Source organism: Halorubrum aethiopicum (assembly GCF_001542905.1).
In the GTDB taxonomy this organism is placed as follows: Archaea; Halobacteriota; Halobacteria; order Halobacteriales; family Haloferacaceae; genus Halorubrum; species Halorubrum aethiopicum.
The window spans coordinates 1729504-1748963 of record NZ_LOAJ01000001.1; the positions used below are offsets into that span (position 1 = coordinate 1729504).

Annotated in this window: 17 protein-coding genes and 2 pseudogenes; 5 read left to right on the forward strand and 14 right to left on the reverse strand. The window is 54.1% G+C overall.

Annotation, left to right across the window (positions count from 1 at the left end; translation table 11 throughout):
• Nucleotides 1-211 precede the first annotated feature (211 nt).
• Nucleotides 212-625: a TRAM domain-containing protein gene (locus AXA68_RS15980; protein WP_198530036.1), complete on the reverse strand. Its 414-nt coding sequence runs from the start codon at nt 623-625 to the stop codon at nt 212-214.
• Between the two features lie 37 nt (nt 626-662).
• Nucleotides 663-827: a DUF7837 family putative zinc-binding protein gene (locus tag AXA68_RS17085; RefSeq protein ID WP_198530037.1), complete on the reverse strand. Its 165-nt coding sequence runs from the start codon at nt 825-827 to the stop codon at nt 663-665.
• 427 nt (nt 828-1254) lie between these two features.
• On the opposite strand from AXA68_RS17085, the gene AXA68_RS08250 reads away from it, so the two are divergent.
• Nucleotides 1255-2217, forward strand: coding sequence for a hypothetical protein (locus AXA68_RS08250; protein WP_066415218.1), 963 nt, complete (start codon nt 1255-1257; stop codon nt 2215-2217).
• Between the two features lie 422 nt (nt 2218-2639).
• Here AXA68_RS08250 and AXA68_RS08255 read toward each other — a convergent pair whose 3' ends face one another.
• The 8 genes from AXA68_RS08255 to AXA68_RS08290 form a co-directional block, all read right to left on the reverse strand.
• Nucleotides 2640-3476: a DUF6036 family nucleotidyltransferase gene (locus AXA68_RS08255; RefSeq protein ID WP_066415224.1), complete on the reverse strand. Its 837-nt coding sequence runs from the start codon at nt 3474-3476 to the stop codon at nt 2640-2642.
• A complete protein-coding gene (locus tag AXA68_RS15985) occupies nt 3473-4423 on the reverse strand; it encodes a MarR family transcriptional regulator (protein WP_080505187.1) in 951 nt (316 codons plus the stop codon). Before AXA68_RS15985 ends, AXA68_RS08255 begins: the two co-directional genes overlap by 4 nt.
• Before the next feature lie 82 nt (nt 4424-4505).
• The gene (locus tag AXA68_RS08265) at nt 4506-5543 is read right to left on the reverse strand and encodes an HNH endonuclease (protein WP_066415229.1); all 1038 of its coding nucleotides are present in this window, start codon (nt 5541-5543) and stop codon (nt 4506-4508) included.
• Between the two features lie 196 nt (nt 5544-5739).
• The gene (locus tag AXA68_RS08270; RefSeq protein WP_198530038.1) at nt 5740-6399 is read right to left on the reverse strand and encodes a hypothetical protein; all 660 of its coding nucleotides are present in this window, start codon (nt 6397-6399) and stop codon (nt 5740-5742) included.
• Nucleotides 6399-7343, reverse strand: coding sequence for a hypothetical protein (locus AXA68_RS08275; protein ID WP_066415231.1), 945 nt, complete (start codon nt 7341-7343; stop codon nt 6399-6401). Before AXA68_RS08275 ends, AXA68_RS08270 begins: the two co-directional genes overlap by 1 nt.
• A 466-nt stretch (nt 7344-7809) precedes the next feature.
• Nucleotides 7810-8631, reverse strand: coding sequence for a hypothetical protein (locus AXA68_RS08280; RefSeq protein ID WP_066418456.1), 822 nt, complete (start codon nt 8629-8631; stop codon nt 7810-7812).
• A complete protein-coding gene (locus AXA68_RS08285; RefSeq protein WP_066415232.1) occupies nt 8631-9548 on the reverse strand; it encodes a hypothetical protein in 918 nt (305 codons plus the stop codon). The genes AXA68_RS08280 and AXA68_RS08285 overlap by 1 nt, the downstream gene beginning before the upstream one ends.
• A complete protein-coding gene (locus tag AXA68_RS08290; RefSeq protein WP_232745074.1) occupies nt 9548-10042 on the reverse strand; it encodes a hypothetical protein in 495 nt (164 codons plus the stop codon). Before AXA68_RS08290 ends, AXA68_RS08285 begins: the two co-directional genes overlap by 1 nt.
• 156 nt (nt 10043-10198) lie before the next feature.
• Here AXA68_RS08290 and AXA68_RS15990 point away from each other — a divergent pair, with 156 nt between their 5' ends.
• Together AXA68_RS15990 and AXA68_RS15995 are read left to right on the forward strand one after the other, a co-directional pair.
• Nucleotides 10199-10453 (forward strand): MarR family transcriptional regulator, encoded by a 255-nt coding sequence (locus tag AXA68_RS15990; protein WP_232745075.1) that lies wholly within the window; start codon nt 10199-10201, stop codon nt 10451-10453.
• 140 nt (nt 10454-10593) lie between these two features.
• Nucleotides 10594-11838: a hypothetical protein gene (locus AXA68_RS15995; protein ID WP_080505189.1), complete on the forward strand. Its 1245-nt coding sequence runs from the start codon at nt 10594-10596 to the stop codon at nt 11836-11838.
• Between the two features lie 40 nt (nt 11839-11878).
• Here AXA68_RS15995 and AXA68_RS16000 read toward each other — a convergent pair whose 3' ends face one another.
• From AXA68_RS16000 to AXA68_RS16685, 4 genes are all read right to left on the reverse strand, one after another.
• Nucleotides 11879-13900 (reverse strand): tRNA-guanine transglycosylase, encoded by a 2022-nt coding sequence (locus AXA68_RS16000; RefSeq protein WP_232745076.1) that lies wholly within the window; start codon nt 13898-13900, stop codon nt 11879-11881.
• 73 nt (nt 13901-13973) lie between these two features.
• Entirely contained in the window at nt 13974-15524 is a 1551-nt protein-coding gene (locus tag AXA68_RS08300; protein WP_232745077.1) for an ATP-binding protein, read from the reverse strand.
• Nucleotides 15525-16763: a tRNA-guanine transglycosylase gene (locus AXA68_RS16005; RefSeq protein ID WP_232745078.1), complete on the reverse strand. Its 1239-nt coding sequence runs from the start codon at nt 16761-16763 to the stop codon at nt 15525-15527.
• The gene (locus tag AXA68_RS16685) at nt 16763-17221 is read right to left on the reverse strand and encodes a DUF6884 domain-containing protein (protein ID WP_157884796.1); all 459 of its coding nucleotides are present in this window, start codon (nt 17219-17221) and stop codon (nt 16763-16765) included. The genes AXA68_RS16005 and AXA68_RS16685 overlap by 1 nt, the downstream gene beginning before the upstream one ends.
• A gap of 291 nt (nt 17222-17512) precedes the next feature.
• On the opposite strand from AXA68_RS16685, the pseudogene AXA68_RS17295 reads away from it, so the two are divergent.
• A pseudogene (locus AXA68_RS17295) lies at nt 17513-18736 on the forward strand (homing endonuclease associated repeat-containing protein); the annotation flags it as partial.
• A 162-nt stretch (nt 18737-18898) separates the two neighbouring features.
• A pseudogene (locus AXA68_RS17300) lies at nt 18899-19180 on the forward strand (helix-turn-helix transcriptional regulator); the annotation flags it as partial.
• Nucleotides 19181-19460: the final 280 nt, after the last annotated feature.

The window sequence follows — 19460 nt, forward strand, 5'->3', positions numbered from 1 at the left end:
ATCTGCTGCTCCCGTACGTCTTGTTCCCCAGTTTGAGTTCCGGATTGAGAGAAACTTGTTACAAGAGGTGTACAAAATACAGAGGATGGGCCAAGTACGGTCACTATTCGAAGCAATCCCGGAAATAGACTAGTCCGCGCTAGACAGCATCTGAATACTGCGTATCGATCACGCGGTCCCGCCCACAGACGAAGAGGATGAAACGATTCAACTACTCGTAGTAACTTACGCGCTCAACAACTTCCGCGAAGGCGACATTCTCACGTACATCAGTAATATCGATAGTGACACGTTCGCTCTGTTCAGTGTCGGGAACGATAACGACGAACCCGCGATCAACACGGGTAATCCCGTCGCCTTGGTCACCAATGTTTTCGATTTCGACGGTCCGTTGTTCGCCTACCTTGACGGGGGGTTTCTGTGGTGGTTGCTCGGACTGTGGAACGGTGTCAGTGTTGTCGGCCTCGTTGGTTGCGGGTCCTGGCAGAACAGCCACACGGTACATTTCGTTTGCTTGTAGGTCGCCAAGACGGAGTTCTTGTTCCGGTACCTCAACCACATATGACCCATTACGCTCTTCGACCGTGCCCGAGAACAGACACCGAAGTTCCTCTGAAATCTCCATTTGTAGACCTTACTCCGGCTACGCGACAAAGAACACTTTACTCTGCTGTCTGCTCCGGGGCTACAACGTTCTCACACGCTGGACACTCGGTCCACACGCCCTCGGTGCCGTCGTCCTTCTCGTACTCAACAAGAACCCACGCTTCCGAGATGTCCTCACCACATTCCGGACAGCGACCGAGGAACGATTCATCAGCATTCATGGAAAGGGGGTGGAAGGAGCGTGTGACAGCGGTCCTTCCAAATGAATGTCATCCGGCCTTGAACGTAAGCCTTTGGCAGCTTTACGGGTTGAACGCACCGGATTTCCGGGAGGATACTGATTACCAGTAGCATTAACTCACAGCCACCAAAACTCCGGATCCTATGAGTGTCCGCGCAGTACTGACTCGACTACTGCCCGGTGACGAGACAGAGGTAGTCGTGGAATGCCGCCAGTGCGGTGAGACTCTTGCGTCAGGCGCAGACGAGTGTCCCAAATGTGGGTCAGATGAGATAGAGCGCTTCCAGATTTCAGAGTAGACTGCCGTGTTCGAGATACACCAGTCAATATCGCCAATCAGTTTAGCCGCTCAAAACCACTCACTGAGCGGAAGAACGAATATTTGTGAGCTCCTGTTTGGCTGGTAAATGGACATTGAGAACGGTGAATCAATCGCAAGTGCTGGTGAACAGGAAGTTGATTTCATACTCGTCCAGTTGCTTGAGACCTCGGTGGATTTCAGGCAGTGGTTTGTTCGCCAAGCCGTCCCCGACCTCGAAATCAGTCGCTACCTCGGGAGCGTTATGCACGCGACGTACGCTGGTGAAGGGGAGTCAGATGTTGAATTCGGATTTCGGTCGGTGTCGGGTGACCGGCACTTGGTCTTGATTGAAGACAAGATCGACGCGAGTAAGCAACCGGATCAAGTTGAGCGGTATTTTAATCGAGGGCAATACCGGGTTGATCGTGGGTCGTGGGATTCATTTACTGTCTGTCTGGTAGCGCCGGAGAGCTACGTATCGGACGAAGACGAAGCAGAATTCGACTCGATCATCCGGTACGAGGACGTACTCGACTATCTCGAAGATGCTACCCACGATAGTGCGGCGTTCTTCTCGACGGTATTCGAGTCGGGGATGCGGAGAGGTAGATCTCCGACAACCGATGCATCCGGTGTGCTGCGATCCATCGCTAACCAATTCCAGACGAAGACCGAAATTTCGGATCTCGTCCAGACGGTTGATTTGAAAAAGCGTGCGGGGTTCCGATCGACGCACCCGCAACATCCAGATGCGGTCCAGTACGACGTGTATATCGGTGAGACAGGTGAGAGTGGACGATCGACCGTTCGACTACAGATTGCTAGCATAGAGGGATTGACCGACTCAGAGCGAGAGGCACTCACAGCAATCGCCTCTCAACACGTGGACTCTCTATCAAACTATGAGTGGCATCCCCATCGCAAGAAGAACATCATCAATACGAAGGTCTGGCACGAAGATGCCGTCCAGGACCCGGAATACGATTCGTATGTCGACGCGATCGTCGATGAACTCATCACGCTTTCCGAGACCTTCCATCCACTATTCGTGGAGAATTCCATCGACTGAGTCTAAAGATGTTCTGAGTACCGTCGGAACGGCAAAACATACTGCTGAACTTGTTGATCCGCTCTTTTGAATGTGTATGGCGTTTGAGTCGTTGAGGTTACTACACAACGGCTCTGTTGAAATCATCAGCAGTTGACAGCTCGATATAGTGCAATCGCTCAGTAAAGCCCGTATGTCCATATTTGAGGTATGGTAACTGGACATCGCTCGCAGAACAGTTAATAACTTGACTGTACAACGATCAGTTGCCGCGCGGGAAACCCAAATCGTGTGCCTCTGACAACCGAATTTGGTTCGTCGTCCCCCCGACGATTCCCCCTCCCACGCGGCTTTTCGACGTGAGTGTTTCGCGTCGGTGTCGCAGCCATCACCGATTCACGAGAACTGCACCAACAGCGAGCATCGGAGCGTGATTCCTGCCCTCAGTCATTGAATTCATCTCGTTTGCCTGTATCGACGAACCCTGAGTCCCCCTCCTCTACGTACCCGTACGCTTCGAGTCGCCGCAGTTGCTCCTCAACGTGACTCCGGTCGAGCCCGCGTTCCTCTGCAATCGCTTCGACCGACATCGGCTCGTCCTCGCTCAAGACGAGCCTGACTTCCAACTCGTCCATATACTGCGCGTAGTACTCATCGACACCGTCTTCGAGCGGTGTTTGTACCTCGTATTGATCGTATAAGTCGTCAAGCGACTCGCGGATATGCGTCGTGAACTGCTTTCCGTTCAGTAACTCAACTTGGGCTGCGATTTCGCTCTCGATCGCCTCGAAGTCCAGGCTTGTCTGTACCAGCGTATTCATATCATCAATGTCGTCAGGACGCTTAGCGACTGATTTGAACAGGAAAATATCTTCCAGCGCGGTTAACTGGACGGACAGTTGGGTAGCTGTGAGGTATTCCTCGCTTCGCTGCTGCATCCCGTCGCTGAAGATGAGTTTGTTGGCAACCTGGCGGTTGAATACGTCTATTCGGCACCCATCCTGGTTTTCAACGCAAAGTCTGGCACCCAATTGCCGGTACGTCTCGCCGAGTTCGGACACTTCCTCGTATCCAGAGGCATCTAACGCAGCAAGCAGCCGGTCGAATTCCGTCTCGGTTGTGACCACCAAGTCAATATCCTTGGTCGTATCCTTCAGCCCTCGAAACGCCATTGCCCCGCCGCCGATGAGAAAGGCCGTGACCTCGGTACGTAGCGTTGTACCGAGGTCTTGCAGCTCTGCTTCGATATACGCAGCGTCGAACTGTGGCCGGGGCGTCATACGGATATATCGTACTCAGCGGCTGTCGATTTGAACGTGTCCCATTCAGGAAGCTGCTCCCCAGATACGCCACCGTTGGATTCGAGGTACGTACAGAGGTCTTGAACGATCGTACTGAGGTCAATCTCGGCTTCCCGATCGTACCGTTCCGCCGTCTGGATCAGCCCGTCTCTGTCAATCTCACAGACCGCGATCAGTAACAGGCAGTACGAGCGGTACCGGGCACCATCGTCGATCAACAGCAGATGGCACACGAGATCGCCAGGTGTGAGTTCGGGTCGCTCCTCGGAGCGGAAATAGTACTGCTGCTCACGTGTTAACAGCGAAATTCCATACTGATCAAGCGCGTCCGGTCCAGTCTGATGAAAGCGTGGGCCAGTCACGTCCGTTCGGCAACTGAACAGATACTCGCCGACATCTGTCCAGATAAGCCGGACGCCAACAGCGTAGTTGCGTGCTTCCTGTCGGTGCATATGCTGAACAAGCGACCGTGCAAACGCGGCCACTCCTTCGAATTGACTTGTGAGGGCGAATCGAGTGTCGTGTTTCGTGATAATTCCGACGTTTCGTAACTGTTTGAGTCGACGATAGACTGTCGCTCGACTCACGCCGGTCCATTCGGTGAGTTCCGCTGCGGTTCGCTCACCAGTCAAACAATAGAGCAGCTGGATCGTCGATCCAGCGAGTAGATCAGGGAAATCAACGTGCGGGAATTCGCGTACGAGATCACCGAATCGTTCGGTCGGTTCCGCGTTCGAGAGTGATATTTCGTACCGCCCGTCCCGCTGCTCTCTAATGAGCAGCCCATTCTCTGCCAGTCCCGACACGACACGAGAAGTATGACCCGGATCCCAATCCAGTTCGTCCGCTAACTCTCGCTGGGTCAGGGTTTCGTCTACCGCCGTGCTGAGATACGAGAGAACGGTGAGTTCCGATTCAGAGAGCACTCTATCTCAATTCACGCAATACATTTATAAATATGTTGCGTGATTTGAGACAATGATTTTCGGTGTTGCCGCCGAAGCCAACCTACGTAATCCGCTGCAACGCCGTAATCGCCGTCTCCAACTGCTCTCGCAGCTCCGGATCACCCTCATCCACCGTCACCTCACTGTCCTCAACAGGGCTCTGCTGTGCAGACTCCCCGGAAACTACGGGGCCAGTCTGACAATCATCCGCAGTCTCGTCACCAACAGCATCCAGTTGCTGTTGGCCATCGGCACCAGCACCACTCGGATCAGACTCACTCTCGCCCGCCGCAGGACCCGCCGGGTGCTGCCCACCGTCCCCGCTGCGTCGGAACGCATCGAGGGGGAAATCGTACGCCATCGCGCGTTTTTCCTTGTGGAACGTGGTCCGACGAGAGACATCGAGCACGTCCATAATCTCCTGCCGGTCACACCCGCGTTCTAATGCCTGCCTGACTTGCTCGTCTTCAACACGCTGAATCAACGCTTGTGGATCAGACGGGATATGCCCACGCGCTGACTGCTCAACCTGCTCGGTCAAGCCCCATTCACCGGTGTCAGCGTCCTGATCGACGATCTGCTGGTCCCGAGAGTCGACCATATTGTCAAGCCCCATCAGCAACGCCAGCCGCTCCCGAACCGTGGTGACGGACAACTCAGCCGTCAACCCGTTCGAGATCTCACCGGTCCGCGCCGGCCCCTCATCGGCCAAGTACCGCAGGATCTCGATGTCCTGCGGGAGCAGCACACTCTCATCTTCCTCAGTGATATCCACTGGCAACTCATCCGGCGTACTCTGCTGGTGGAACCAACTATGGCACGACCGACACAGCAACGTTAAATTCTCCAGGTCGTGCTCGTCTATCCCGTCGGGGTCCCGCTCGATGTGATGGACGTGCAGCGTCGCCAGCCCGCCTTGTTCAGGCCCGCGTCGCCCGCACGCCTGGCACCGATGCTGGTACTCCGTCAGGACCTCGTCGCGCGTCGCCGGGTCAACCGTCTCGTGACACTCACGAGGGCTCGTCGTCCCGGCGTCCTTGCCGTCTGTAGTTGGACTGCTTGATTCATCCGCTCGGGGTCGTGTATCAGCTTCTGCCATATTGTCTCTCAGTTCACGTCGTGTTCAGTTGCGACCGATACTGCACTGCGCTGCCGTGAGTCTTGGTGTATTGCTTCACTCCGCACCGACAGCACCGATGGAACCGCCTGTCGACACCGCGCGTCAGTCCGGCGGCACCACCCAGTCACGCACTTGCCCAGCCCGCCACGCGGCTACGACTCCCGGCACCTGCATCTCAACTCGACCTCGTTGGCGTCAACGATTTCACGTTGAACTCTGCCTTGCTACAGTACCGTTCAGCAATCCGGCCGAGCGCCCGCGTCCGCAACACATCCGCCACGTTATGCAGCACGAGCTCCACGAACCGCCCGTCTTCGAAGGCGGTCACCGCCGCGGCACTGTCCTCGAATGGATCAAGGTCACTATGCGACCCGTCGCCGAGCAGCCTGTACACAGCCGCCAACCCGCGCTGTTCCTCACCGTCAACCATCGTGTTGAACCGATCCGAAATCACCGGCAACACGTCCGCATACGCCACATCGAACGGCCACGCCATCCTATGCGCCGCGTACCGACTCCGCAGGAACGGCAGATCGAACCCGCCACTCCACACCTCACCGTTAAACGCAACGAGCAACGACTCCGCGTCCTGTATCCGGTCACCGATGAACGCCGCGACAGCCGCCAACAGCGCGGACTCATCAGGGTGTGTCGACACATTCACAAGTGTGTCCGACAGCCGCGCCGACACGCTGGCCTCGACATCGCCGGCGGCCCGCCCAGCGGTCTGGACGAACACCCGGACACCCATCGGCATCGCAAACCCGACGACCGTCACCTCATCACTGATGTCAAATCCAGTCGTCTCAATATCGAACGCCACCTGCTCAAGCATCACACCACCCCCTCACGCTCCGGCACGCGATCACGACCCGCCGGCCGCACCCGCAGCTCGCCGAACCCGAATCGTGCGTGTGTTCCGATTCGCAACACGCCGTTTTTCGCCGTCTGTATCGGGTCGTTTCCGGCGTAGCCGACAAGTTGCCCGTGATCGATCGTCGCCAAGTCGTACACCGACTCCCCAGCGAGTCGCTCCTCGCGGCGACGCAACCGCCGGTCTCGCGTCGGCGCATCACTTCCCATGCCCGTAACCGACGTATCCCACCACCACGGCACCGACTGGGTGTCCGCGTCCGGGGCCTCACTCTGCAAGACGTACGGCGTCACCAGCTCGATGGAGTACTGGTCGTGCCCCCGCAGCCCATCGAACGACAGCGCGTCGAGATCGACGACCTGTGAGTCGACAAGCGATATCTCCCCGAACCCGTAGTTCCGCGCGCCGCCCACCCGGATCCCATCAAGCACGCTCTCATCAAGCGGGAGCACGCCCTCGCGCTCACTGTGAAGATACGCGTGAACGTACCATGTCACGCGGCGCTTCGAATTCCGCTGGTGTGCCGGCACCCCGAAGAACGACTCCGGCGCGACCGCGAGCCGCCCGCCGTGCGACTGGACATCCATCGTATTCTGCGCCTCACGCGGCCGGGACGCCTGCAACCATCGCTGCGCCGCATCCCGAAACACGAACAGATCAGCGTACGACTCGACCGGCGGGAGCGACCCGCCGAGCTTCCCCGCATACCCATCCTGTGAATGCTCATCCGGGTACGACCCGTACTCAGACGGCGTGAACACCCCGTGGCTCACCTGTAACTCGCGTCGCGCCCGGTCGTCGACGTCCGCCGCGATCGCTTGAAACAACGCGTGACCCGACACGTGATACGGCCGCCCCGCGTACGGCGCTGTCAACTCGAACACGACCTGCTGGATCCGCGTCATACCACACCACACCCCCTTCGGTTCACATCGAGATCATAACACACCGACCCATCCCGGGTAACTGCATCACCACAGCGAGCCCCCACTCGACTCAACCACCACTCACCACCAGCAGGAGACACAGCCCCACCAAGCACCCGCAACGCACGGCGAACCGCTGGTGAGGCGTGTACTACCGGGCGGTCCAACGACCCTCGACCCTGGAGAGCCGGGAACACAACCGGACACGCAGTCCGGCCTGCCGACTCACCGCACGACCATACTGCCCGACCCGCACACCACCACACCCCGCCTGTGCAGCTCGACGCGATCGACGATCCCGCGCCCGGGAGTGGGCGGTCCGGGACGCATCGACCCTGGAGAGCCGGGAACGCGACCGGACACGCAGTCCGACCCGCCGACTCACCGCACGACCATATCGCATAACCGGAGTCAGCAGCCCGGCCGTCACGACCGTGACGACGGGTCACGCATCCACCCCCACCGTGCCGCGCATCTCACCCGCGACAGCATCCTCAATGTACTGTAGCGCCGTCGACCACGACCGGATGCGACGGAGCTGTGCGTCGACGTGTCGCCACCATACCGTGTCACGGTCCACCGGCGACCCAGACACGCGACTCCACACATCCGCAAACGACTCAGCCGGCGCCGGACCAAGCCACGCCGCCGACCCGTCCGGTGACGCCGTCAACCGCATCGTCACCCCATCCAACCACAGGATCGTTCGATGCGGCACCACCACGTCCACGTCGAGCGCCGCCTGCTGTCTCACCACTCGATCCGCATCTCCTGGCGGTGCGTCCGCTGCTGGTTCAACAACCAAGAACAGGTCATCAAACACGTGGCCCGCCCGGTACGCATCAAGCAACGCCGACACCAACAACACGTGATACTTCAACGACGAATACGGCAGAAACACCGACTCATTCACCAGCGACGCAGTCTCACTCGTCAACCACGCCGCGTGCAACTCTTCCGGCGACCCATCAACCAGCGGCGTGATCGAAGTATCCTGTACGGGGACCACCCCCGTTTCGAGTACCGAGCCCGTGAGCAGCGACAGCCGCGCTGGCGACGCGTGATTCGCCACCGTCTGCTCGGGTTCGCCGTCCGGCCGGCTCAACAACGCCGCATCCCGATCCGCTCCCAGCGGAACCGAGTCATTAACCGGCACATCGAACAGCTCGTCACACCCCGACCCGTGCTGACGACCACGCAGTTTGTGGACATCGTGCCGATACGCCACCCGCAGGTCCACGCTAACTATGTCACTCGCTTGCGCCATCACAGCTCCCCCATACTGTTCACACGCTCTTGCAGCGGCGTCACGAACTGCTGACGCACTGACTCCCGCCACAGGTCATCCTTCCACGTCATTCCCGAGGTGGCGTCCTGCGCGCGATTGTACACCCGCTTGATCTCAGCGTCCGTGTACAGCGGGTTGATGACGCGCGCATCCACCATCCCCGCCCCGAAATTCCGCGCCCCACCCAACTGCAGTTCGAACTCATCACTATGCGCATCCAGGTAATCAACCGCCTCAACCAGCAGCCCGACGTACTCCGGTTTCAGTTCTCGGAGCGAGAGTTTCCACGTCCCCACGAGATTGCCGACAACGTCTCGGGACGCCATCCGCAACGGCTGCCCGTCATCCTCACTGTTCCGTGAACGCACCTGCGTATTCAGTTGCCGATAATGCGCTTCCGCTTCGCCCTGCAGGACGTCGACTTGCCGGCGAATCGGAGAAAACCGGAGCGGCCGACGGACCAACCGCCCCGCCCGATCATTAAACCCTCCGAACAAGTCATAGACGACACAGCCGGCGTCGCCATCCACGCACGAGCCCTTCTCGTGGTACCCGGCGTCAAGGTCACGCTCATACACATCTTCGAGCATATAGTCCGCATTCGCCTCACCCGGATGACACGCCGACCCGCCCGCCACCTGCACCACACGTTCACAGCCGTGGCGGAGCCACCCTGAGAGTGGGAACGGCGACACCATCCCCCCAATTTGGTTCTGCGGGTCGTCCGCCTCATACCGATCCGCCGAGGCATGGTGTCGATCGGTCACGATCCCATCGCCCGGTGCGAGCAGCGGAATTTCGAGTCCCACGTACAGATCTGGAAGTGTGAGATGTTCGACGTCGTCCGGCAACGTCACCTCACGATCCAAATGCGACGTCTCAAACTCCGGCACCATCACCAACCACCCCCATCAGCCCGAGTATCCTCACAGACAGCCGTCAGCAACGGCATCGGACCATCCCGACGCTCAGTGACGGTAGTGCTCCGGGCCTCAGCACCGCGCGCCGCATCACCCACCACACGAGCCGACCCCGACGACGCCACACTCACCACCACCACCGACCGCGCAACCAGAACCAACCACGACGACTGCACCGCCACATCAGAACACAGCCCAACCCGACCAGTCACCACGAGCTCGTCGACGCCGCGTATGAACTCCGTCGGGTGCGTATGCTTATCCGCCCCACACATCACGTATCCGATCTCAAAAATGGGGTTGCCAGCCGCCCGGAAGGCATACGCCGTCACCCCATCGCCTTCCCGGATCTCACACCCGCACACCTGACACACCGCCGGCCCTTCCCCGAGCGCATAAAATTCCACTTGATTTATCTCTTCAATTAACTGATCGACGTTCTCTTGACCGCTGAAGTCCTTCTTTGTCATGGGTTCTTACTTTCTGTGTGGGAACCCGGTCCGCGTGCGCCAACACGCGGGCATTCTAATCGATTGCCCCGTGGGACCGAGTGTTCAATCTCTCCTAACACTCCTATTCACTTATACTTAACGGATAGTAAATACAGATCATATTTACAGATATGTATGGTGAGAGATAAGAGGAACCAGAAAAGACATAACGTAAATATGCCCCTGAGAATAGACGAGAATACTGAGAAAGTGATTGATGAATTTGTATCTAAAGGCAATCTCACAACGGGTGCACTTGTGGATTTTACAGGTCTATCTCGACCGACTGTAACAAAGAGGCTAGATAGGCTTCATGCTGCGGAGTTTATCGAATATGTCCATGAGCCAACAGCACTCTGGCAACTCACTGAAGATCCTAGATCGCGTTGAACCTTCTCTCAAACTCACTCTTTTTCCGTGAAAGAGAGTAATCTCGAGCCTGAACACTCGTTAATCGATCTGCCTAACTGTTCATCCTAAGCTGAACACCACTACGGATCTATTTGATGCTGGAATAGCTATCCTTGTATATGGGAACACTGTCAATGACTGAGCCTGAAGTGCTAGCAACAACAAAAGAGCAGTTATTTACCGGATATGAGACTGGCTCAGGATACACCGTTGTCGACACTCAATTCTCAACCGATCAGTGGTTGAATAATGTTCCAATCCCGCAGGAAGTAACCGAGACCCTAGCGCCATTCAATCACGTACGTGTGGGTTCAGGGTATCCTGATCTTGTTGGCGCTGGTTCGATAGCAGGTGACTCCTTTCGAGGTCACTGCGGAGACCTAGACTCTCCACCTCTAACCGTCGTTGAAGCGAAGGGATACGGATCGACTGGGCAGGTTGACACAGAGATGGGAATTGTTCAAGCTCATAACCGGCTACAGGGGGCGAATCTGGGGTTTTTAGCTGCTCCTCGCAGCTCTATCTCGCCAGAAACCCGAGCTCTTGGTCGAGAATTAAATATCGGTGTTCTCGGAGTAACGGAAAACCAATCGGTAGAGGTACTTGAGAAACCGCGAGCAGTTGGCACACAGGTCGGTCAAGAAGCATCGACGATACGTTTCCAAGCCGGTCCACAGCGCGTTGCTGACCAGTCGTTTCATCTTAACCGCCCAAAAAACTATCTTGGGTATCCGTTCTGTGTCTACCATCCCGAACCGACTAGGGATGTTCTCGAAGAATACGTGGTGGGAGATTTCAAAAGTGCCAGAGACGGTGCTGCATTCCTCGGGCTGATAGAGAAGCAACCAGACGGCTCTGATGTTCTATCTCCTTTGGGTGAGGAAGTGCTTCGATTCGGGTTACAAAAACACGAGCAATCATTGAAATCTGTGTTAGAAGAATTCAAATTATGGAAAGGAGAGCAGACGAGACTAACTCAACTAGCACCTGACTGGGCGTTGATTGCCCGACGTGTTGTGTTCTCTTTTCCCGCAACACAGATGCTCGTAAAACATATTCAAGAGCTTCAGAACAAAGATCAGCCGCCGATTCTACCTACCGTAGTGGAGCATCTGTTTGATACCTCGGCTACGTTTGCGGTCGAATTCTTCATTCGGGATACAGAAGAGGCACGGTCTGCAGTACTGACGGCCGATGGCGACTTGATTACTCCCTCACTGTTGGAACCACACGTGTACCGTTCAGTGGTCGCGTATCAATTTAAACAGATGCTGTACCATTCTGGCATCCTTGTAGAGTCCGGATCTGATTCGAGTAATCTTGAACCACAGGAGAGTGACTGGCGATTGGAACAACCGATCTGAGGTCCGAGAGCCTCAAAGCTATCAATAGCGGGTCCAGAGACTACTGGGGTGGTGTCGATGAGAGCACGTCATTTAGGTGCTCAGATAGCTCTTCAAGATGAGTTGCTCTGAAGTGTTCAGTGAGTGCGCGCATTTTCGGGTTTTTCGGGAGGACAACGCCATCTCCGTACTCGGAGAGCGCTTGCTCTATTACGGTGCGGTAGGTTTTGCTGGTCGCATAGCCAACGATGGCATCGAACTGTGAACCGTATTCTTCAAGGTAGGAAGTCAAACGGTTCACGACGAGTTGTTGGCGTTGTTTCTCAGCGTTCGTCAGCACGTACTCATATGATTTGATCTGCGAGAAATTTTCGTATTGTTCGGGTACAGGGCCGTACATACCAGAGACAGTCACTTTGTGGATCTGATCATTCCACTCAGCGGTTGCGTCTGCTACGACACGGTGCGTTCGGGAATTCGAATACGGTTTGGTTTGGCTACACGGGATAATGAGCAGTACGCGCTCATCACCGATCCGGTAGTCCTTCCGTTGAAGAATGTTGAAATCTTCCGGTGTATGCTCAAGTGAGATTTCTTGGTTATCGACTGGGATATCCAAGTCAAGCCGTTCCTGATCTGCATCGCTTTGATCGGTGGTGAGTCGATTGTAGCCGCGCTCACGGAGCTGTTGTGCCAATTCACGGTCTCGGACTGTTGCTCTTTTTAATGCTCGTTTGATGTTCCCGACATCGTTGCGAGCCATTTTGGCAACGTATTCAAGTAACTCGCCGCCACCGTCGTTGATCAACTCCCGCACGTGATTCATTTCGTCTTGGTAAACACAGAAGTTATGATAGCTCATCAGTGCGTAAAAATCGCTCTTCATATATTCTCCGTCTCGATCATACGACTCGCTGTCATACATTGTGCCCTGCAGCTGCTCGAAACCTATCCGTCGTAGCTGCTCACATGCGGGACATTGACAACCCCAGTCGTCGGGAATCTGATCCGCAGTGAATTTCGACCAGTCCGCTGCCCATCGTGCGTCGGCTGTCCGGTTGACGTCAACCCCAAAATCACCCAAATCGTGTGTCGAAGCGTTCGGATTTCGGACAAGTTCCTCATCTGAAGCTCCGATCTCTCGATTGATGAATTTCTTGAACTGTGCTGCTTGCACATAGCTTGACGAGTCAAATGAATCCGCGCCAAGAAGCGTCAGGAGCGCCGTGAACTTACCACTAATCCCGAATAAATGAAGCCCGAGATCATTTTCCCGGTCCGCAGGAATCGCATCCTTCGCACCTTGCACGATGTCAACCAGCATTTCGACGTTCGTTCGGAGTGGGACGAGTGACCCGATTGCAAATCCCTCAAATGACTTGTCGATGTGCGTCGCACGGTCAAGGAACGTCCCGACGTACCAATTGATCGTTTCGTAGTCGTGACCGTGAATAGCGACATACACCGCGGGCGGATCTGGCTGATCCTCCAAGAGTTCAAGACAGCGTATGGCGCTGTCAATACTGTCTTCCATTCGTTGAGTCGTCTCCTCATCGTTCAGATTCGGTGGGATCGGATAGTCTAGGGTAGCGATGATATCAGCGCCATAATCGAGCTGCAAGTCTAGAATACTCTCTGGATTCGTGTAGATAGCCCAGTCATTATCATCGCCTCCCTCCGTTGGCGGGTCGCCGAAGGTATCGGAGTTTAGAAGCTTGAATCCGCCTGAGTCTACAAATAACGGCTTAGTGAAACTCTCCGGCTGTGAGTGATACGGCTTGACCGGCTCATGATCTGTGAAGTGGTCGTGGATCGGTTTCGAGCGCCAGTTCTCAAGCGATTCGGGAGTAATATTGAAATCCAAGAAACTCATCGCTTGGAACATCGCGCCTTGAAACTCGGGTTCTCCGAAGAGATGATTCCGCAATCGACTCCAAATTCCGCCGGACTTCTCGTTGGGTCCACCAATAAAATTGACTACGGGGAAGAACGCTGGTGTCTGGACATCGCCATGTGGTGTATGGATCGTACCGCGGCGTGCGTTGCCAGCATCGTCAGTCGTGTCGGTCTCAAACGATGCCATTCTCTACACGTCATTGAGGATGGGATGTGATAAGTTCGGTCGTTCCGCGAGGAGACAATCTCAATTGGATCTGCTACAGTCTGTCCTGAACCGTGACGATATGGATGTTATGCCGACGACCATTATTATAGATTAGTCGGTCGTTCTCAAGGTCAATCGTGACCTCTCCACTATGATACCCTGAGCGCTCAAGCTCGCTTAGCTCGTCGCGGTCGCCGTACGACCAACAAACGATCTTATCGACGCTCTCAAGCGGTTTATCCGCCTTAAAGTGATCCGTGAGCCGACGATGAATCGAACTCGCGTAGAGGTTGGTATCCTGACGAACCAGCGCGTTGACCTCCGCACTTGGGTCGTAATCTTCAACTGTAATCTCCGGTTCAGCCCCAAAGCGGTTCGAGCGCTCCAATCCGAGAACGACTTCGGCGTCGTTGGATGGCGTGAATCGGTTTCGGTCTTGGATCCGTTGCTCGCGTTTTTCGATGGATGATTGTTGGGACTCTGCGCGGCGGGTGAGTTTCGCCTTGCGGCGGTGAGACAAGTAATCTTTGAACCACGGATCTGATGCAATCTTCGAAAGATAGTGGCTGAGTTCCTCTACAATTGCCTGATATACCGGGCTAGACTTGTTCCGTATCTTTTCACGGTTTGCCGATAATTCGAGGTCTTGGCAGTTTGCGATGAAGAAAAAATGAAGGAACTCGTTGTCGTGTGAGATGGTGTCGTTGACCCGCTCAACTTTGATGTGGTCTTTTGCCAGCCAGACACCGAACTGTGCCGAGTGCTTTCCGTAAGTAGGGAGCTCGTTACGAGCGTCTTTGCCTCCCACCATTCCAACCACCTCTACAGTTGTTTTCGTTCCGTTTTCGGTTTCGACAGTGAGTTCCCGTGGCGGGTAGTGTTTACACATCCGCGATTCCGAGAACTGGCCCTCTCCGGGGTTCCGCTGCTCGGTCGGGAACTCAAGCTTGTTGTTCATTACCAGTTGGTCTCGTGTGTCGTCGATCTCGTCACCGAGGGTGACCGTTATTTCCATTTCTGGGAAATCATCTGTGAAGAAGTGACCTGTTGATCCGGCGAGCGTCTTCCATTTCAGGTAGTGCTCAATCTTGTTGTAGGTGAGCGATGCTGGCGAGAAACCGTGCCCGGATTTGAATCCGGTAATACGGATGTGCGTCCCGGAGTTCCCTTCTTTGACTGCCTCCTCGTTCAGCACATACTCGGGCATTGTCCGGTTATTGAGCTTTTCCCACGGCTGATCCATCTGTGCGCGTAAGTTGGTCCCGTTCTTCGTGGTATTGACGAGTACCTCCTCGCTTTTGTAGAAAATCTTCGTTCCGTGACCTTTGTACCCGATCGAGCCGTTTTGACGGCCGCGTTTCGTGGAGTTTCCGAGATCGAAGAACGACTCAAGATCAGCGTGATCCATCCCCTCCCCGTCGTCTTCGATAACGATTTCTGATCCAATCGGTCGGTCTCGAATGGTAATTTCGACTTCCGTCGCACCAGCATCATAACTGTTCGACAGCGACTCGCGGATCACTTCAAGCGGATCCTCGAAGTCGCTGGCGATCTCTAGAAATTCGTTTACTTCGTTGACTTGCGGTGTTTTCGTTGTTGACATTCAGAAGTATCCTCCAAGTGATTCGTTTACAACGCGGTGTGCGTGCTGTTGCATCGATTTCTCCCGTCCCAGTGACTGCTCGATGTATGAAATCAACTCCCCGTCTCCCGGACTCTGAATCGCGGATTGCATTCTCTGTATTTCTTCTTTTTGAATAATTAGGTTGTGCATCGCAACCGCTCCAAGCTTGTCTTTCTGATACTCTGCATCTCCCTCCATACGCTTCACCAATACATCATCACTACAGACTTGACAGTCACATTTCGAAAAATCAACATCATCCACAGGCTCAGAATTGTACAACGAGGTATCGTATTTTCCGTTAATCGCTGAATGAATGTATGATGATGAATCAAACGTGTCTGCACCAACTGCAGCTAGGAGGGGAATCGCACTAGATGAGATCCCTAGGACGTGGAGAGGCAACTCTTCGAATCCCCAGTCAGCCAGGACTTCACGACAATCACTCACAGCGGTGATCAGCTTTTCCTTGTTATCTTTGAGTGGAACGAGACTCCCGAGGGCAACTCCATCGAACTCTCGATGGACACGGTCCCGGCCGATGACCTTCTCTACCTCTGAAAGAAACGTATCGAGCATAGAGTAGTTGTACCCATGGAGTGTCAGATACCGTGTGTCGTCTCGGCTGGTTAAGTTCAGGAACTCGTCGACGTTTTGGGCAGTCAGTCTTGCTTTCTCAACGCGAGTCGGATAATCATCATCGGGTGCAATAGGCCGATCAAGATTTACGAGGACGTCTCCTCCGAGCTTTCGTTGTATCTCCACGATTGCTTCCTGATCAACTTCGACCTCAAAGTCGCTACCATCAAGTCTGCTATCTCCAAGGAATTTGAATCCACCTGAGTCAAGAAAGAGGGTGCCATCAAAATCAAACACATCGCGTTCTCTGATCGGTTCAGAAATGTAGTCTTCGTACCGTTCTCTCGAGATCCCATAGTCCGTTAGCGACGCAACAGATGTCATTACTCCGTCAAAATATCGGCTGTAATCACCACCGTTTACGACTTCGTCTCCGTTCATAAACTCCTTGATAGTTCGGTGGATACCGCCACCATACAGACTTGCGTCTGTTCCTCCGGCATAGAAATTAACAACTGGAAGAAGGTTCGGAGTCGATAGTTCCGTGTCGCCGATCCGCAAAACTCCACTTCGAGCGTCACCCGCCTCAGCGGAAATCTCAAAGATGTCGTTTTTGAACTGCTCTGACCGGGACTCCATCACGCAGTCACCTCGCTACACATATCATTGCGTACTACTTGTTTCAACTTCCGACCTTTTGTTCCGATCCCATCCCCCTTGATATAGGCTATGTCGACATTATTATGGTTAGAAATATCACCAACAGCTTGAGTGTAGACAGACCCCATATTCATAATAGCAGTCTCATAATCACCAGTTGAGATACAGTGACGTAGGTCTTCTGTAACGTATTCGCGTAATTCGCTAGCCCGCGAAGGCGTCATACGTCGATCATAGTTGGTGATATCATCGTCGGCGCAGAGTATTCCGTGCTCCGCCGAGAGAATTCGAAGTTCAATATCTGATCTAAATGCGCCCTCTCTCATTGCTTTTTTGATAATTTTGAAAAAATAGCCATCGTACACTTCTATAGCTCGGGTTGGTTTGGTCACCTGATTTTTAGTGGCTGAACAGGACTGAACGAGGAGCGTGGGCATTGCATCGGTATCGATCCCGACCAGTCAAAAGTGTGTCCCCTAGGAATAACCAAATCAACTATTCCCGTCGAAAATATCTATATTCCAGACAGTTATCATATACTACCGGCAACAACGTATCACAATCGCCACCATTATACTTTCAAGAACTCGTGAACTACTCTACTACAATACGGAAGCCGAAGGGTATGCCGCGGTAATATCAGTAACCAAATGGACGCAGAAAGAATCTCAAAACAGTCGAAAGGTAACGTCGACCAGTCATTACTAGAAGGAACGGGTAGCGGCGGAATGTTATCTGCGGGGTATTTCAACGATAAATCGCTTATTGATCGACTTCACGACGGTGAGCGTGTGGACTATGCTCTCCAGAATCTCACTAAAGGAATTACACTCCGTAATGGGGACTCCGATGATACAATAAGCCCTCATTCGAGCTATCGGACAGTCCTACTCGTAACTGACGAGCGTCTCCTCTATGTCGTCGGTCAAGAAAACGGTGATAATACGTTCTCCGTCCGGTTCGAGGATATTCGAGATGTCGAGATATCTCACGGCGTTTTGAAAGACCGAATTATTGTCCAAACAGACGCTGAAACGTACGATATGTACACACAGAAAGGTGGTGGTTTAGACGAAGCTTCCAAACACATCTCTGGGTTCTCAGAAAAGTCGAATGAATCATCTGTCGATGAGCAAATAGAGCGAAAAAACAAAGAATGTACAGAAACCGATCCAAACGAGCCTCCCGGCAGACCCGAACATTCTGCTAATGTACTAAAACAGGCCGGACGTAATACGGATTCCGAGGGAGATCCGTCGAATTCAAACTCAGATATGTCTGTGACCGTTGAGATACTCGTTTCGAATATCGATGGAGAACCAGTCCCTGACGCAAGGATCAAAATCACTGGAACGACACTCTCAGTGAACGGACGAACTTCGCAAACTGGGCGGTGTAGTATCTCTGTTTCCGAAGCCTCCGCATCGGTCAAGATGGAGGTCAATCACCCTGAGTATCAAACAATACGGGAAGGGGTAACGTTGGCTGATGGTGCTGTTATCGATATCACCCTCAAAAGTGTTGATAGTACTGACAGTCACTCGGAAGAGAAGTCTCGCTCTGACGGTGCCGATTCTACTGAGACTTCAGATACAGGCAATGGATCACCGGAGCGTACGGAGCTATTGGACGAACTCGTTGCGCTAAATGAGCGCTTCTCCCAGAAGGTGACTCGAGGGAGAATGCGCACTGACGGAAAGTACAGTCCGGAAGATTATGAGACGGCGTTCGGATCGTGGTCAACTGCCGTGGATCAAGCGCAGTTTGATCGGACGAACGAGAGGTCGTCAGCCCAACCAAATCAGCAAACGTACTCGAGACAGGAAGTTATCGACGCCCTCGTTGACCTAATCGAGAAGGTGGAGGGTCGGCCTAGTACATCGGATATGAACGATTTGGGTGAGATGTCCGCCTCTCCCGTCTACCAGTATTTCAAAAGTTGGGATGCTGCCGTTGATGCTGCAAAGGAGGAACACGGTGCGGTAGAGTCAGATCACTATCGAGGTCAATCTGAGAAATCCGCTGACGGTTCAGCTACAAATTCTCCTTCGAAGGATACGGCGTCGGAACAGACGGAAGACAGTGACTTAACAGCCGATCAGCAGGATTCGGAGGTGTCCTCTGAGGCCTTTGCCGAACTCAACGGTTTTCGACGTGATTTGTTGGTCGTGATCAATGGGTTGGAAGCACCGAAGGGACTCGAAATAAAACGGGAACTAGAGGAGTACTATGACGGAACGATTCACCATGGTCGTCTTTATCCCAACCTAGACACGCTCGTGGAAGTAGGCTTCCTCGAGAAGTCGGCACAGGATGAACGGAGCAATCGATACGAGTTGACGGACCTCGGTGCCAATCACATTGAAGCCCGATATCACTGGCAGCGGGATCGAGTCGCCACTAACGAAAACCAAACACAGACACCTGACCCCAAAGACAGGACGACATCAGAGACCGCTAAGGACGACACCCCCAGTAAGAAAGAGCAACGAGATAATACTCACACAGAAAACATTCCACATAATTCGGCGACGGAGGATAGCAAACAAAATTCCAACAGTGAGCCAACCGAAGAAGATGACTTCGAATGGGGTGTCGAAGAGTCAGATTTAGTCTCGGACAATCTTGATGAAGTACCAGAAGGACGTCTCTCTAACGTAGTTGTAGAAGTCATAA

Bases quoted from the DNA above. Each gene is read 5' to 3' on its own strand.
- AXA68_RS15980 (WP_198530036.1), bottom strand. From the start codon at position 625: ATGGAGATTTCAGAGGAACTTCGGTGTCTGTTCTCGGGCACGGTCGAA.
- AXA68_RS17085 (WP_198530037.1), bottom strand. From the start codon at position 827: ATGAATGCTGATGAATCGTTCCTCGGTCGCTGTCCGGAATGTGGTGAG.
- AXA68_RS08250 (WP_066415218.1), top strand. From the start codon at position 1,255: ATGGACATTGAGAACGGTGAATCAATCGCAAGTGCTGGTGAACAGGAA.
- AXA68_RS08255 (WP_066415224.1), bottom strand. From the start codon at position 3,476: ATGACGCCCCGGCCACAGTTCGACGCTGCGTATATCGAAGCAGAGCTG.
- AXA68_RS08265 (WP_066415229.1), bottom strand. From the start codon at position 5,543: ATGGCAGAAGCTGATACACGACCCCGAGCGGATGAATCAAGCAGTCCA.
- AXA68_RS08270 (WP_198530038.1), bottom strand. From the start codon at position 6,399: ATGCTTGAGCAGGTGGCGTTCGATATTGAGACGACTGGATTTGACATC.
- AXA68_RS08275 (WP_066415231.1), bottom strand. From the start codon at position 7,343: ATGACGCGGATCCAGCAGGTCGTGTTCGAGTTGACAGCGCCGTACGCG.
- AXA68_RS08280 (WP_066418456.1), bottom strand. From the start codon at position 8,631: ATGGCGCAAGCGAGTGACATAGTTAGCGTGGACCTGCGGGTGGCGTAT.
- AXA68_RS08285 (WP_066415232.1), bottom strand. From the start codon at position 9,548: ATGGTGCCGGAGTTTGAGACGTCGCATTTGGATCGTGAGGTGACGTTG.
- AXA68_RS08290 (WP_232745074.1), bottom strand. From the start codon at position 10,042: ATGACAAAGAAGGACTTCAGCGGTCAAGAGAACGTCGATCAGTTAATT.
- AXA68_RS15990 (WP_232745075.1), top strand. From the start codon at position 10,199: ATGGTGAGAGATAAGAGGAACCAGAAAAGACATAACGTAAATATGCCC.
- AXA68_RS15995 (WP_080505189.1), top strand. From the start codon at position 10,594: ATGGGAACACTGTCAATGACTGAGCCTGAAGTGCTAGCAACAACAAAA.
- AXA68_RS16000 (WP_232745076.1), bottom strand. From the start codon at position 13,900: ATGGCATCGTTTGAGACCGACACGACTGACGATGCTGGCAACGCACGC.
- AXA68_RS08300 (WP_232745077.1), bottom strand. From the start codon at position 15,524: ATGTCAACAACGAAAACACCGCAAGTCAACGAAGTAAACGAATTTCTA.
- AXA68_RS16005 (WP_232745078.1), bottom strand. From the start codon at position 16,763: ATGGAGTCCCGGTCAGAGCAGTTCAAAAACGACATCTTTGAGATTTCC.
- AXA68_RS16685 (WP_157884796.1), bottom strand. From the start codon at position 17,221: ATGCCCACGCTCCTCGTTCAGTCCTGTTCAGCCACTAAAAATCAGGTG.